Here is a 14646-nt window from a genome sequence, read left to right on the forward strand (position 1 = left end):
TTTCCTTACCCTGCTTGATCGTGGCTTCGCGCTGGTTGGTGGTGACCACGCGCGGGTTGGAGATCACTTCGCCGCGTGATTCGGCCTGCATGGCCGACAGTTCCACGTCCAGCAGGTAACCGGCGTTGAGGATCGACAGTGCCAGCGAACCGGGGTTGCTGGCCGCGGCCACGGGCAGGTTCCAGTTCAACTTGCTGGTATTGATCGTGTACGGCGCGCGCACCGGGATCGCACCAGTACGGCCACCGGCGTCCCACTCGGCCAGCGCCTTGCTGTAGTCGTTGTTGACCTTGGCCTGATCGTTGATGTTGGCGTGGGTATCGTCGGTGCTGCCACCGAAGAACACGTTGTCACGACTGCCGGTGATGCCGAACTTGGCCCCCAGCTCACGTGCGAACGTATCGGTGGCGATCACGATGCGGCTTTCGATCAGCACCTGGTCGACCGGGCGATCGATCACGTTGATCAGCTCGCGCATGCGCGCCAGCTTCTTCGGGATGTCGCTGATCATGAGCGTATTGGTGCGTTCGTCGGCGACGATGCGACCACGCGAAGACAGGAATCCGCTGTCTTCCTGCGAGCTGCTGCCACCACCACCGCCGCCGCCGCCACCATTGCCGCCACCGCCGATGCCCTTGGCTTCGGTCAGCGCTTTGAAGATCTGCGCTGCATTGTGGTAGTTGATCTGGATGTAATCGGTGACCAGGTCTTCGCGGTTCTCGATGGCGATGCGCGCGTCTTCCTTGTCCTGCTCGAACTTGGCCAGCTCCGGCTGCGGGGCGACCCACACCACGCCACCATCACGACGCTTGTCCAGGCCCTTGGCGCGCAGCACGATGTCCAGCGCCTGGTCCCATGGCACGTTGACCAGGCGCAGGGTGACGTTGCCTTCGACGCTGTCGGAGGCAACGATGTTCAGGTTGGACTCTTCGGCGATCAACTGCAGTACCGTGCGCACCGGCACGTCCTGGAAGTTGAACGTCACCGGCTTGCCGCTGTAACCGCGCTGGGCGACGGCGGCGGCGGCCTGGGTCACCGCGGTGGCGTTGATCGCACCGGTGGCCGCAACCTGCTTGCGCGGGCTGATCTCCACCACGTACTCGTTGCCGGTCTGGTAGGCCAGCGACTCGAAGGCGGTGTTGGTGTTGAGCACCAGCTGGGTGCCGCCGCCGTACGGCTTCTGATCAATGCGTTGCACGGGGGTAACGAAATCGGTCACATTGATCGACTTCTGCAGGTTCTCCGGCAGGCGCACGTTGCCGACGTCGATCACCACGCTGTTGCCCTGGGTGCGCAGGTCCGGATTGGCGCCCTTGCCGTCGAACTGCAGGATCAGCCGGCCAGCGCCGTCTTCACCGCGCTTGAAATCGATCTTGGATACCGCCAGCGAAGCCGGCGCCGCAGTTGCCGTCGGCGTCGGTGCTGCTGTCGGCGTTGCCGCCAGCAACGTGCCATTGGCCACCATGAGCGCGACTCCCAGCGCGCACAGGTGGATCAGCTTCGGGCGCCGGTCGGGACGCTGCCGCATGGCATTGAAAAAGGTCATCGTGCTATCCCCATAATCATTATTGATCTTCAAGCGCGAGCGATGCAGGCCGTTCCAGCCAGCCGCCCGCGCCATCCGGCACCAGTTCAATCAGTTCGATCCGGTCTTCGAAGACCCCGGTCACGCGGCCATCGCTCTGCCCCAGATAGACACCCGGACGCACCCGATAGGTGACCTTGTCCGGCGCCATCACCAGCGCGACCAGCCCGCCCCCATTGCCGATCGAACCCACCATGTCCAAGGCATCCAGCGGGAAGGCTTCCAGCGGCTCCTTGCGACGGTTCGGATCGGGACGAAGCCCCGAGCCGCCCTGCGGATTGGTCCAGGCATCGGTGAACGGATCGCGCATCCCCTGCGCGGAATACTCAAACGTTTCGAACTGCTGCATCACCGGCAGCGGTTCCAGCGGCGGCGCCGGGCGTGCACGCACGTCCTCCACCCACTTGGTCAGGTTCGGCGCATCGCCGGGGGTGCTGCTCACCCCCCGCGCGCAGCCGGCCAGCAGGACCAGCGCCAGCAGGCCGCAGAGCCTTGCGGTCATCCCCAGCGTCATGGCGTACCTCCGGGCTTGGCACCGCTCTTGTCGGCGGCGGCCGCTTTTTCCTGCGCGTCCATTTCCAGCTCGTCCAGGTAACGGTAGGTCTTGACCGTACCGGACAGCTCCAGCGCGCCACTGCGCGCGGTGATGCCGGTCTTGGGGTCCTTGGGCTTCAGGTTGATGTCGTGCATGGTCAGGATGACCACGCGCGGCAACGAGGCCACGCCGCTGACGAACGCACCGAACTGGTGGTAACTGCCCACCATGCGCAGCGCGATCGGCTTTTCGGCGTAGAACTCCTTGGGCTGCTCGGCACCGGGCTGGAACAGCTCGTTGATCAGGCCACTGGACAGCGCGGTCTGCGAGATGTCGATGATCAGGTCCGGCATTTCGGTCTTGCTGGGCAGCTGGCGCAGCATCTGCTGCAGCACCTGCTCCATCTGGGTCAGCTGCTGCTTGAGCGGCGCCAGATTGACCGCACGGCCCTGCTCCTTCTCGAAGTCGGCACGCAATTGCACTTCCGTGCTTTCCAGCCCGGCAAGCTCATCGCGCTTGCCACTGATCAGCACGAACCAGGCGATGATCACGATGAACAGTGACAGCAGCGCGCAGAACACCACCTTGGCCTGCTGCGGCCAATTGCCGATGTTGTTGAAGTCCAGCTCTTTGATGTTGATCTTCTTGCTCATGCGGCCCCCTTCTGCGGCGCACTGGACGCAGCCGGCTGTGCAGGTGTGGCGGGCGGGGCGATCCGGCTGCCGGACGGCTTGGCCGACGGGCTCGCCGGCGGTGCCGCGGACGGATTGGCCGCCGGGTCGACAGCCGCCGGACCCGGGGTCGGGGCCGGGGACAGCGGGGCCACCGCCGGTGCTGCGGGATTCACCGCAGGCTCTGTCGGCGCCACCACGCTGCCATCCTGCGCAACGCCATTGACCGGTTCACTCTGCGTCGGCAGGGTGACCTTGACCTCGAACATGTATGGCAAGGCGCTGATGTCCGAGACCGGGCCGACCGTGCCCTTGCCCTCGTCGGGCTTCTTGGCTTCGATCACCGTCAGTTCCGGCTTGCTCATCCAGCCCGAACTTTCCAGGTTGCGCATGTACGCACTGACCCGCGCGTTGGACTGGGTCCGGCCTTCCAGGGTGAGGATGTCGCCTTCCTGCTTGAGCGCGGTCAGCACCACCCCGTCAGGAATGGTGCGCACGAGCGCGTCGAACAGGTGGACCATCTGCGAGCGCTTGGCCTGCAGTTCCTCGATCACCTTCTTGCGCGCCAGCAGACGATCCTTCTGGCGGTCAAGGCGGTCGATCTCCTTGTTCTGCTCCTTGACCTTGGCAATTTCCGCGGTCAGGAAGTCATTGCGCTCGCCCTGGCCGCTGACCTGACGGTCGTAGTAGAACCAGATCAGCAGCGACAGCAGTACCCCGCCGATGGCGGCGAAGCCGAGCATGCCGTAGAAATCACGCTGGCGTTGCTTGCGCCGCTCGGCGCGCCAGGGCAATAGGTTGATTCTCGCCATCAGTCGAAGCTCCTCAGCGCCAGACCGGTGGCGATCATCAGCGCCGGGGCGTCCTGGGCCAGGGCATGCGCCTGTACCTTCGGACCCAGCGTCATCTGCGCCAGCGGATTGGCCACCACGGTGGCCACGCCCAGCTGTTCTTCCACCATCTCCGGCAGCCCGGCTAGCGCCGCGCACCCGCCGGCCAGCACGATGTGATCCACGCGGTTGAATTCACTACCGGCGTAGAAGAACTGCAGCAGACGGCTGATCTGCTGGACCGTGGCTTCCTTGAACGGCTCCAGCACTTCCATTTCGTAGCTTTCCGGCAACCCGCCCTGACGCTTGGCCAGACCGGCTTCCTCGTAGGTGAGGCCATAGCGGCGCATCACTTCGTCGGTCAGCTGCTTGCCACCGAACACCTGTTCGCGGCTGTAAAGGCTCCGCCCGCCACGCAGGACGTTCAGGGTGGTCATGGTGGCGCCGATGTCCACCAGCGCGACCACGCCATCGCTGGCGATCGGCAGCTCGCTGGCGACCAGGGCAAAGGCGTTTTCGACCGCGAAGGCCTCCACGTCCATCACCCGGGCGACCAGACCGCCCAGTTCCAGCGCCGACTGGCGCAGCTCCACGTTCTCCGAACGCGACGCCGCCAACAGCACCTGGACCATTTCCGGGTTGTTGGGAATGGCGCCCAGCACTTCGAAGTCGAGGTTCACTTCGTCGATCGGGTACGGGATGTAGTTGACCGCTTCGAGCTCGACCTGGGCTTCCATGTCGTTCTCGTCCAGGTCGGCCGGCATCGGGATCAGCTTGGTGATCACCGCCGAACCGGCCACGGCGGCGGCGGCGTGCCGGGCCTTGGTACCGGAACGGTTCACGGCACGTCGGATAGCCTCACCGACAGCCTCGACCTCAACAATGTTCTTTTCCACCACCGCATTCGGCGGAAGTGGTTCCACAGCGTAATGTTCCACGCGAAAGCGATTGCCACTGCGGGAAAGCTGCAAGAGCTTTACTGCAGTCGAGCTGATGTCGACGCCAATAAGCGGCGACTGGCTTTTTGGGATAAGCCCCACGGTTTCTCCCCTGCCGACGGGCACTTGGACGCAGAACCTGCGCCCGCGCATTAATAACGTTTTTTTTGCAAATCGCAACCGTCATGCTGTGAAACGTGCACCACGGCACGTTTCACGCGTCCCCAGACGATGATTGAGTTGCGCTCCCCAGGATCGGCCCCAGCCGTTCCCTTGCGTAATCTATACTCTGCGGCCACGAAATTCGCAATCGGAATCTGTCCCTGATGACACGCTTTCGCCGCTGGCTGCGCTGGTTGCTGGTCGCCTTCCTGGTCCTGGCCCTCATCGGCGCGGCCGTCGCAGGCGGCCTCTACTACGCCGTTTCCTCCAAGCTTCCGGACGTGCAGAGCCTGCGCGACATCGAGATGCAGGAGCCCATGTACGTCTATGCCAGCGATGGCAAGCTGATGGCCGTGTTCGGCGAGTCCCGGCGCACCCCGATCACCATGAAGGAGGTTCCCGAGCGTCTCAAGCAGGCCTTCCTGGCCACCGAGGATGCGCGCTTCTACGAGCACGGCGGGGTCGACTACAAGGGCATCGGCCGCGCGGTGTGGCTGCTGGCCACGACCAACGACAAGCGCGTGCCGGGTGGGTCCACCATCACCCAGCAGGTCGCCCGGCAGTTCTTCCTGAGCTCGGAGTACAGCTACACCCGCAAGCTGGCCGAGATCCTGCTGGCGCGCAAGATCGAGTCCGAGCTGAGCAAGGACGAGATCTTCGAGCTGTACCTGAACAAGAGTTTCTTCGGCAACCGCGCCTACGGCGTGGCCGCCGCCGCCGAGTTCTACTACGGCAAGAAGCTCGGCGAGCTGGACCTGGATGAAATGGCCTCCCTGGCCGGCATCCCCAAGTTCCCCTCTTCGGGCAATCCGATCAGCAACCCCGAGCGGGCCCGCGAGCGCCGCGACTTCTACGTGCTGCAGCGCATGGCCAGCCTGGGTTTCATCAGCCAGGCCGAGGCCGACGCCGCCAAGGCGGTGCCGATGCACGCCAGCGCCCACGAGCCGCCGGTGCAGGTCGAAGCCCCGTACGTGGCCGAGCTGGTCCGCCAGGAAATGATCGCCCGCTTTGGCGGCGACGTGGTCAACAAGGGCTATCACGTCACCACCACGATCAACGCCGAACTCCAGACTGCGGCCAACGTCGCGGTCGGCAACGGCCTGCGCGTGTACGACCATCGCCACGGCTGGCACGGCGTGGAACAGCACTTCGAGGTGCCCGCCGATGCCGACGCCAAGGCCCTGGCCGCCAAGCTGATCGGGATCCCGTCCCAGTCCGGGCTGCTGCCGGCGATCGTGGCTTCCACCGCCGCTGACGGTAGCGCCACGGTAGTGCTGGCCAACCGCAGCGAGCTGGTACTGCCGGTGGCGGCCAGCCGTTGGGTCAACAAGTCCCCTGCCTCGCTCCTGACCCGTGGTGACCTGGTACGCGTGCGCGCCGGCGAGAAGGAAGGCGAGTGGCTGATCGACCAGATCCCGCGCGGTCAGTCCGCGCTGGTCTCGCTGGATGCCGACAGCGGCGCGCTGAAGGCGCTGGTTGGTGGTTTCAGCTATTCCGGCAACAAGTTCAACCGCGCCACCCAGGCACGTCGCCAGCCGGGCTCCAGCTTCAAGCCCTTCATCTACGCCGCCGCGTTCGACAAGGGTTTCAACCCGGCCTCGATCGTGCTCGATGCCCCGGTGGTGTTCCGCGACCGGCGCGGCAAGACCTGGTCGCCGCAGAACGACGGCGGCGGCTTCCGTGGCCCGATGCGCCTGCGTGAGGCGCTGGTGCAGTCGCGCAACCTGGTCTCGGTGCGTCTGCTCGATGGCATGGGCGTGGACTACGCGCGCAAGTACATCAGCGAGTTCGGCTTCGCCGAGGCCGAGCTGCCGCCGAACCTGTCGATGTCGCTGGGTACTGCCTCGCTGACCCCGCTGTCGGTGGCCCGTGGCTATGCGGTATTCGCCAACGGCGGCTCGCGCGTGGATACCTGGGTGATCGACCAGGTCACCGACCGTGACGGCAACCTGGTGTTCAAGGAAAACCCGGCGATGGCCTGCCGCGAGTGTGCCGGCACCAGTGGTGGTGCGCCGGTCAGCCAGGTAGTGGACGGCTTCAACTTCGGTGCGGCGGCCACGCCGGCACCGGCCGCCACCGCGTCGGCCAAGCCGCAGCAGCCGGTCGAGGCTCCCAAGCCGGTCAATCCGGACGCCAAGGTCGCCCCGCGCGCGATCGATGCCCGCACCGCCTACCAGCTGGTGTCGATGATGCGCGACGTGGTCCAGCGCGGTACCGGTACGGCCGCCAAGGTGCTCGGCCGCGAAGACGTGGGCGGCAAGACCGGTTCCACCAACGACCACCGCGATGCCTGGTTCTCCGGCTTCGGCGGCCCCTACGCCACCACGGTCTGGGTTGGCCGCGACGACTTCCGCTCGCTGGGCTATCGGGAGTACGGCGGCAAGGCAGCGCTGCCGATCTGGATCGACTACATGCGCGTCGCGTTGAAGGACACCCCGGTGGCCAAGAACGACCCGCCCTCGGGCATGGTCCAGGCCACCCTCAACGGTGCCACCGAGTGGGTCAAGGTGGAAGACATGGACAAGATCGAAGAGTTCAACGTGGACACCCACGTGCAGCAGGCCGACGACGCCGCATTCGACATCTTCTGATCGATGGCGCCGGGCACGCCCCGGCACCACGGACGAACACAGGCCGGGCATTGCCCGGCCTTTTTTCCATTCGCCGCCCGCCTATCGTCCGTCCCTCGCCCCCGGTAGAGCCACCCCATGGGTGGCTGCACGTCATCCTTGATCTCAGCCACAGCCACCCATGGGGTGGCTCTACCCGGTTGTCACAACGTCGGTGTACATTGCGGTGCAGGTCGCCAAGGAGTTCCGGTCATGCATCGAGCCCGTCAGCATGCAGCCACCCAGACCCGCGAGCGTCGCCACCGGTTGGCACACGAAGCCGCCCGACTGATGGCCGAAGGCGGCATCCGCGACTACCACCAGGCCAAGCTCAAGGCGGCGGCCCGGCTGGACATCCACGATGACGCCTCGCTGCCGCGCAACGCCGAGATCGAAGACGCGCTGCGCGAGTACCAGCGCCTGTTCGCCGGCGCCGACCACGGCACCCAGCTCCGCCAGCGTCGCGAAGCCGCCCTGCGGGCGATGGAGTTCCTGCGGGGGTTTGCCCCGCGTCTGTGCGGTCCGGTGCTGGAGGGCACCGCCGATGCCAACAGCCCCGTGCAGCTACAGGTGCACAGCGATGATGCCGACGCGGTACAGCGCTACCTGGACGAGCATGGCATTCCTGCCGAGTCGCGCACGCGCCGGCTTCGGCTCGATCGCGAACGCGTGCTGGATGTGCCGGTGTGGGTGTTCAGTGCCGAAGAACTCACCTTCGACATCGCCGTACTGCCCTACGATGCGCTGCGCCAGCCGCCGTTGTCGGCCATCGATGAGCGGCCGATGCGCAGGGCCTCGGCAGTCCAGCTGCGTGACCTTCTTGCCGAGGCGGAGATCGATGGCTACCTCGCGGGTTGAGGTCGCTGCGAGGTGACGGGGGCGGCCGGTCAGGCCGCCTTCTGCCATCCCAGCAGGTCTTTCTCGTGGTCGCTCAATCTCAACTTGCCATACAGGTGGTCCAGAAACCACGGGCCCTCCTGCCACCGCGTGGAGGACGGCAGGCCCCGTATATCCTCGATCGCGCGTTCCAACACCGCCCATTCCAGCACGTGCGATGAGCCCGGCGCGCGAAAGCGCACGCTCCGTTCACTGCTCGCTTCCGGCCGGGCCGCGTTACGCTCCCGGAACGCGTCGAGCGAGAGTCGAGGACGCCCACGACGCGCCACCTGGCGCGCGAACAGACACTCGGACAGCGCCCACGGCGCGCCGATATGCTGGCCGCCCTGCACGTAATCCTCGATCCGCACACTGCCGGTATCCAGGTGCAGGAACAGCTCGCAGCCATCGATCATCCGCTGCAGCGCCGCGTTGAGGATCATGTGCAGGCTGGCTGCGGTTCGGGTGACCTTGCTATAGCGATAGCTGCCAGGCACATCGGATCGTCGCGAAAAGTGATCGTCGATCTCGTTGAGCAGCGGATATGCGTTACCCCATACGCAGGAGTCGACGAAGACCTCCAGGCCAAAGCCTTCCAGCGACACCGCCAACTGCATTACCTGCTGGCGGTCGCCGGCGGCATGGCACAGGAACACGTCCGGCTTCACCGCCGGGAACAGCTGTTCCTGCATCGCGGCGGCATCGAGCAGGTTGTCCTTGTCCTTCAGATAGGAGCCAAGCGCCATCAGATCCTGGCGCGCACGCTGCTCGAACGCGGCGACAGCGGCCTCGTCCACCGGCATGGGCGGCAGGGCGAAATTCTTGATCGTTACATCCAGCAACATCGGTGGGTTCCTTGTCGGGCAGGACGTCTGCATGCGGCATCACCAGCGTGGCGGCAGAGTGCCGCCACGCCTCGTATCGACACACGGGCAGGGCCGCGAACGGCCCTGCCCCGCGCTTACCAGCCCACGCCGAAGCCCACGCCGACGGTCTTCTCGCCACTGTTGGTGAAGGCACCGTTGAGGCTGAAGGTGGCCGAGCCACGCTCGTTGATCACCCGCTGGTAACCCACCGCCAACGCCGACTCGCCGTCCGAATGGCCCACGCCCGCGCCAAGGCGGTTGTAGGTGTTCAAGCCGGCGGTATTCATCGCCATCGCGCTCTGCGCACTGCTCATCGCCGCCATGCGGTTGATGCGCTTGTCCATGCCATCCAGCCGCTTGTTCAAGCCTTCCACCGCGATATCGGAGTACTCCTTGGCCCGATCCAGCACGTCGTTGAGCTGGGCCACATTGACCGCATCGGTATCGGCGCTGCCCTTGGCCACGTGCTTGACGCTGCGCTCCTTGCCTTCGCTACCGACCGCGACGGCGTTGTCGCCTTCGGCTTTGACCAGCGCCTCCGGAGTGCTGGTGTCGCTGGCGACCGGCGCCGAGGCCGACGCGGGTGCCTCGGCATCCGTCACCGGGTTGCCGCCGGTCTCGACGGCGCTCACTCCCGGTGCGGCCATACGGCTGCCGACCACCACCCGCTCGCCATCGCGTCCGGCCAACGTGTCGATCTGGCCCTGCAGGTCCTTGCGCACCTCGAAGAGCTGCCCACCGTTGACGGCATCACGACTGCCGGCAGCGATCATGCCGTTGGCGACGTTGCCGAGGACCATGCCGTGGGCGCCGCCAAGCGCCAGGCGACCGGCACCGTCGTCGCCGGTGGCGACCTCTTCCTGGAACAGGTGGTTGAGCCGGTTGTCGAGCGCGCCAATCGACTTGTCCGTAGCGTTCACGGAACTGTCCAGCGCGGTCAATGCATCGCCCACGCTGCGATACTCACCACCCTGCACGTTGAACAAGGGCGCTTGCGGGTTGCCACTCGCATCCACCTCGACGCTGCCGCCGAACGCGGACGCGATCCGCCTCATCTGGCCAACGGTGGCCGCGTCATGGTCTGCGGTGCCGTTGGCTACGTTGACGATGCGGCGCTTGAGGGAACTGTTGCCAAGCGAAAGTGTATTCGCATCATTGACAATGGACATATGGCCAAGTGCGACTCCGTTGTCGGCGCCCCGCTCAACAACAGTCATCGCACCGAGGGCCATGCCACCCGCTGCCCAGACACTTGTTGCAGTTCCCAGTGCAAAGCCATGATCACCGAGTTCATTTACGTAAGACCCACGACCTAGCGCGACAGAGCTGGCACCAAGAGCAGTTGCATAGTAGCCAAGAGCGACAGCCCCATTTCCGCCGGCCACAGCACTACCGCCAACCGCTAAGCCTCGCATTGATGCCTCTGCCTCATGACTATCATCGTCTATCCCCACCGCGACGAACTGGGCCTTCACCTGTAGCGCAGCAACCTCGACGTTGGTCCGATACAACTGCCCACCGTTAACCGCGTCCTTGCTGTCAGTCGACGTAGCATCCCCCGTACCCACACCCGTCAAGCGCGCGCCGCCAAAATCGATAACGGGTGAATCTGCCACATCCTGATTACGAGCATCCCCCTGGCCCCCGCCACTCAACTCCTCAAGCAACCCAGAGATGGCATCGCGGTTCTCTGCTACACGCTGATTGGTGACGAACAGCTGGCCGCCATTGACGGCATCACGACTGCCAGCAGCGATCATGCCGTTGGCTACGTTGCCGAGGACCATGCCTTGAGCGCCGCCAAGCACCAAGCGACCAGCGCCGTCGTCGCGAGTGGCGACCTCTTCCTGGAACAGGTGGTTGAGCCGGTTGTCAAGCGCGCCGATCGATGCGCCCGCATCGTTGACTGAATTGTCCAGAGCGGTCAATGCGTCGCCGACGTTGGTGTAGTCGGCATCCCGAACAGAGTACAAGGGTCCGATGATTTGGCCAGCCGAGCCTACTCGTGCACCGCCCCCCAGCCCGTCCAACGTCTCTTGGAGTTGTTCTACCGTGGTCGAGTCGGAAGCAATCCTCCCCCGACCGACGTTCGAGATCCGCCGCTTGAGTGAGTCGTTTCCGACTGAAAGCTGATTCTCGTCGCTGGCAACCGATCCGAACCCGAGCGCCACGGAGTTCATTGCACTGCTAGTTATCGAGCTGAGTGAACCAATCGCGAGTCCACCTTCCGCCGACACTTCACTATTACTTCCCAGCGCGAACGCGCCGTTCGCTCCGGCGCGCACGTATGAACCGCGGCCAAGTGCGACGGAATTGACCCCAAATGCTTTCGCAAAACTGCCAATAGCAGTCGACCCGCTCGCTGATGCCACGGTGTCACTTCCGATCGCTATTGCAAGATCGCCGTTGGACGCAGGAGCACTCAAGCCGTCCGTCCCGATGGCGATGAAGTTATGCTGGTCTTCTACGTACCTGATCCGCTCATTTGTGGAGAACAACTGTCCTCCCGTGACGGCATCCTTGCTGTCAGCAGAGCTGATATCTCCATCGCGAATCCCCGTCAAACGCGCCCCCTCCAGGTCCACGATCGTGCGTTCTGCATTGAACGTAACCACACCCTCCAGATCCGGCACGTATCCCTCGAACTCATCGCGCAGCGCGGCAATGTCGTCACGATTCACTCCGATATTGCTTCGATTACTGGCAATATCATCACGATTGGCGCCAATGCTGGTGCGGTTGCCGCTGACACCTTGTGCATTGGCGGCCACCTCCTTGCCCTGCTCGCTCACCGCCACGTTGGTGGCGTTCAACTGCTTGCCAGTGACCACTTCATTACTGGTCGCACTCAGCGCGCCATCTGCCACGCCCGTGATCTTGCGGAACGCTTCAGACTTGTTGCGGACGTCCAGCACGGTGCCGGTGTTCTCGGCACCGAGGCGGACGTTGCCACTCGCCGAAACCTGTCCCACCAGGCCGCCGACCAGAGTGGCCTGTGTCAGGGCCGCAGTGGCGTCCACCTTCGCCGCGTCCGCCGTGGCCTGGGCGTTGTTGGCGGTGGTTGTGGCCGTGGTGACGTTGGTGTTTGTGGCGTTGAGCTGCTTGCCGGTGACCGCTTCGCTGCTCGAGGCGTTCAGAACACCGTCCGCTACGCCGCTGACTTTTCTGGCCACATCGGCTTTGTTGCGTACATCCAGCACCGTGCCGGTGTTCTGAGCCCCCAAGCGGACGTTGCCGCTGGCCGAGACCTGACCGACCAGACCACCGACCAGAGTGGCCTGTGCCAGGGCCACGCCGGCATCCACCTTTGCCGCATCCGCCGTGGTTTTGGCAGTATTGGCCGTGGACGTGGCCGTGGTGACGTTGGCGTTGGTGGTGTTGAGCTGCTTGCCGGTAACTGCTTCATTGCTGGTCGCGCTCAGCACGCCGTCAGCCACGCCGCTGATCTTGCGGACGGCATCGGTCTTGTTGCGCACGTCCAGCACCGTGCCGGTGTTCTCGGCACCCAGGCGAAGGTTACCGCTCGCCGAAACCTGGCCGACAAGTCCACCCACGAAATTGGCTTGCGTCAGCGCCGCTGTGGCGTCGATCTTCGCCGCATCCGCCGTGGTCTTCGCAGTGTTGGCCGTGGTGGTGGCCGTGGTGACGTTCGCATTGGTGGCATTGAGCTGCTTGCCGGTGACCGCTTCGGTGCTCGTGGTGTTCAGCGTGGCATCGGCCACACCGCTCACCTTGCGGACCGCATCGGCCTTATTGCGCACATCCAGCACCGTACCGGTATTCTGCGCGCCGAGACGGACATTGCCGCTTGCCGAAACTTGCCCTACCAGGCCCCCGACCAGATTGGCCTGTGTCAGCGCAGCAGTGGCGTCCACCTTCGCCGCATCCGCCGTGGTCTTGGCAGTATTGGCTGTGGTCGTGGCCGTGGTGACGTTCGCATTGGTGGCATTGAGCTGCTTGCCGGTGACCGCTTCGGTGCTCGTGGCATTCAGCGTGGCATCGGCCACACCGCTCACCTTGCGGACCGCATCGGCCTTGTTGCGCACATCCAGCACCGTGCCGGTATTCTGCGCGCCGAGACGGACATTGCCGCTTGCCGAAACCTGCCCTACCAGGCCCCCGACCAGATTGGCCTGGGTCAGCGCAGCAGTGGCGTCCACCTTCGCCGCATCCGCCGTGGTCTTGGCAGTGTTGGCCGTGGAGGTAGCCGTGGTGACGTTCGCATTGGTGGCATTGAGCTGCTTGCCGGTGACCGCTTCGGTGCTGCTGGCATTCAGCGTTGCATCCTCCACGTTCACGATTTTTCGTTTCAGGCTGCTGTTGCCCACCGACACGCTGTTGGCGGCGGTGACAACGGAGTTGGCGCCCAGTGCGACGCCATTGCCGGCATTCGCATTGACCTTCGCGTTGGTGCCCAACGCCAGGCCATCTGCCGAGGTGGTGTCCACGCCGGAGCGGTTGCCCACTGCTACCGCATTGTTGCCGGTAGCCATGGCCATGGTGCCGACCGCCACCGCATTGCCGCCTGCCGCAGACGCAGCGTAGCCAAAGGTATTGGCATGCGAGCCGGCGGCCGCTGCGGCGTAACCGATCGCGTTCGAGTTGGTGCCGGTCGCTGTCGCGGATTGCCCGATGATGGTGCGCGCGCCATTGAGCTGGGTGAGCGCTCTCGTGGCATCGGTACGCGCGGCTTCGGCAGCTGTCTTTGCGGTGTTGGCCGTGTTGGTGGCGGTGGTGACGTTGGTATTGGTGGTATTGAGCTGCTTGCCAGTCACTGCGTCGCTGCTGGTCGCGCTGATCGTGCCGTCGGCCATGTTGACGATCCTGCGCTTCAAGGTGCTTCTGCCCACGGACACCGTATTGGCCTGGTCGGCAATCGACTCACGCCCCAGCGCCACGGATTTTATGGCGGTGGCTTTGGCGTCGTGGCCCAGCGCGACCCCGTCGTAGTCGGCCCGCGCGCCGCCGCCGATGGCCATCGCGCCACTCCAGCCAGCAGTCCCGGCACTTGCGCGGTAGCCGATCGCCATCCGCTGCACGCCGCCGCCGCCATCCAGTACCGATGCGTTGGCGCCGATCGCGATGGACCCTTCATTCCCCGCGCGCGTCCCCCGCCCCAGGGCGACTGCACCGCTCCTGGCGGCCGCACTGGTACCAATGGCCACGGCCTCGCCATAGCTCAACGCATAGGGCACAACTGCGCGCGCGCTTCCTGCTGTGCGTGCGAGCGGTGCCATCGCGGGATCTTCCGACAGCACATCCGCCAGGCGCAGCCAGGCGGGATAGACAACCGGCACGGATTCGGCGGCCACTGGCGCCGGAAGCGGATCCGACTCTGCCGCAGCGGGCAGCGACAACACCAGCGCGGCACCCATCAAGGCACGGCGGCCAGTGCGCTTGGTGCGACCCTTCGTATGTTCGCTCGCAACGCACCAGCATTGCAGCGCGGCGTTCCATATCAGGCGGTAGATACGATTCACGGGACGTTTCTCCAGGGTGGTTGGCAAAAATGAAAGGCAACAGCTGCCCGGCGCAGCCCACGGGGCGCGCATCAGGGCGTCCCGGGCGTCGGCT

9 protein-coding genes are annotated in these 14646 nt (G+C 65.0%); 2 read left to right on the forward strand and 7 right to left on the reverse strand.

All coding sequences use genetic code 11. The annotated features are described in order from the left end of the window. The 5 genes from pilQ to RTO53_RS00535 all read right to left on the reverse strand — a co-directional run. Nucleotides 1-1546: type IV pilus secretin PilQ (pilQ, locus tag RTO53_RS00515; RefSeq protein WP_312235949.1), on the reverse strand; the 1546-nt coding region annotated here is incomplete at its 3' end. Nucleotides 1547-1565: 19 nt separating this feature from the next. Continuing rightward, nucleotides 1566-2087: a pilus assembly protein PilP gene (locus RTO53_RS00520; protein ID WP_312236010.1), complete on the reverse strand. Its 522-nt coding sequence runs from the start codon at nt 2085-2087 to the stop codon at nt 1566-1568. A gap of 8 nt (nt 2088-2095) precedes the next feature. Continuing rightward, on the reverse strand, nt 2096-2773 hold the full coding sequence (locus RTO53_RS00525) for a type 4a pilus biogenesis protein PilO (protein ID WP_312235950.1): 678 nt from the start codon (nt 2771-2773) through the stop codon (nt 2096-2098). Further along, complete coding sequence (locus tag RTO53_RS00530) at nt 2770-3603, reverse strand: PilN domain-containing protein (protein WP_312235951.1); 834 nt, start codon at nt 3601-3603, stop codon at nt 2770-2772. Before RTO53_RS00530 ends, RTO53_RS00525 begins: the two co-directional genes overlap by 4 nt. After that, a complete protein-coding gene (locus RTO53_RS00535; protein ID WP_345784545.1) occupies nt 3603-4661 on the reverse strand; it encodes a pilus assembly protein PilM in 1059 nt (352 codons plus the stop codon). Before RTO53_RS00535 ends, RTO53_RS00530 begins: the two co-directional genes overlap by 1 nt. 224 nt (nt 4662-4885) lie before the next feature. Between RTO53_RS00535 and RTO53_RS00540 the strand changes: the two genes are divergently transcribed. Next, nucleotides 4886-7312, forward strand: coding sequence for a penicillin-binding protein 1A (locus RTO53_RS00540; RefSeq protein WP_312235952.1), 2427 nt, complete (start codon nt 4886-4888; stop codon nt 7310-7312). Nucleotides 7313-7543: 231 nt separating this feature from the next. After that, entirely contained in the window at nt 7544-8188 is a 645-nt protein-coding gene (locus RTO53_RS00545) for a hypothetical protein (RefSeq protein ID WP_312235953.1), read from the forward strand. Nucleotides 8189-8217: 29 nt separating this feature from the next. Here RTO53_RS00545 and RTO53_RS00550 read toward each other — a convergent pair whose 3' ends face one another. After that, nucleotides 8218-9084 (reverse strand): hypothetical protein, encoded by an 867-nt coding sequence (locus tag RTO53_RS00550; RefSeq protein WP_312235954.1) that lies wholly within the window; start codon nt 9082-9084, stop codon nt 8218-8220. 83 nt (nt 9085-9167) lie between these two features. Then, on the reverse strand, nt 9168-14552 hold the full coding sequence (locus tag RTO53_RS00555; RefSeq protein ID WP_312235955.1) for an ESPR-type extended signal peptide-containing protein: 5385 nt from the start codon (nt 14550-14552) through the stop codon (nt 9168-9170). Nucleotides 14553-14646: the final 94 nt, after the last annotated feature.

Origin of the sequence: Stenotrophomonas sp. (genome assembly GCF_031995405.1) — a bacterium.
Classification (GTDB): domain Bacteria; phylum Pseudomonadota; class Gammaproteobacteria; order Xanthomonadales; family Xanthomonadaceae; genus Stenotrophomonas.

Excerpts from the sequence above, each read along its gene's own strand:
- RTO53_RS00540 (WP_312235952.1), top strand. The coding sequence starts at position 4,886 with ATGACACGCTTTCGCCGCTGGCTGCGCTGGTTGCTGGTCGCCTTCCTG.
- RTO53_RS00530 (WP_312235951.1), bottom strand. The coding sequence starts at position 3,603 with ATGGCGAGAATCAACCTATTGCCCTGGCGCGCCGAGCGGCGCAAGCAA.
- RTO53_RS00525 (WP_312235950.1), bottom strand. The coding sequence starts at position 2,773 with ATGAGCAAGAAGATCAACATCAAAGAGCTGGACTTCAACAACATCGGC.
- RTO53_RS00545 (WP_312235953.1), top strand. The coding sequence starts at position 7,544 with ATGCATCGAGCCCGTCAGCATGCAGCCACCCAGACCCGCGAGCGTCGC.
- RTO53_RS00550 (WP_312235954.1), bottom strand. The coding sequence starts at position 9,084 with ATGCAGACGTCCTGCCCGACAAGGAACCCACCGATGTTGCTGGATGTA.
- RTO53_RS00520 (WP_312236010.1), bottom strand. The coding sequence starts at position 2,087 with ATGACCGCAAGGCTCTGCGGCCTGCTGGCGCTGGTCCTGCTGGCCGGC.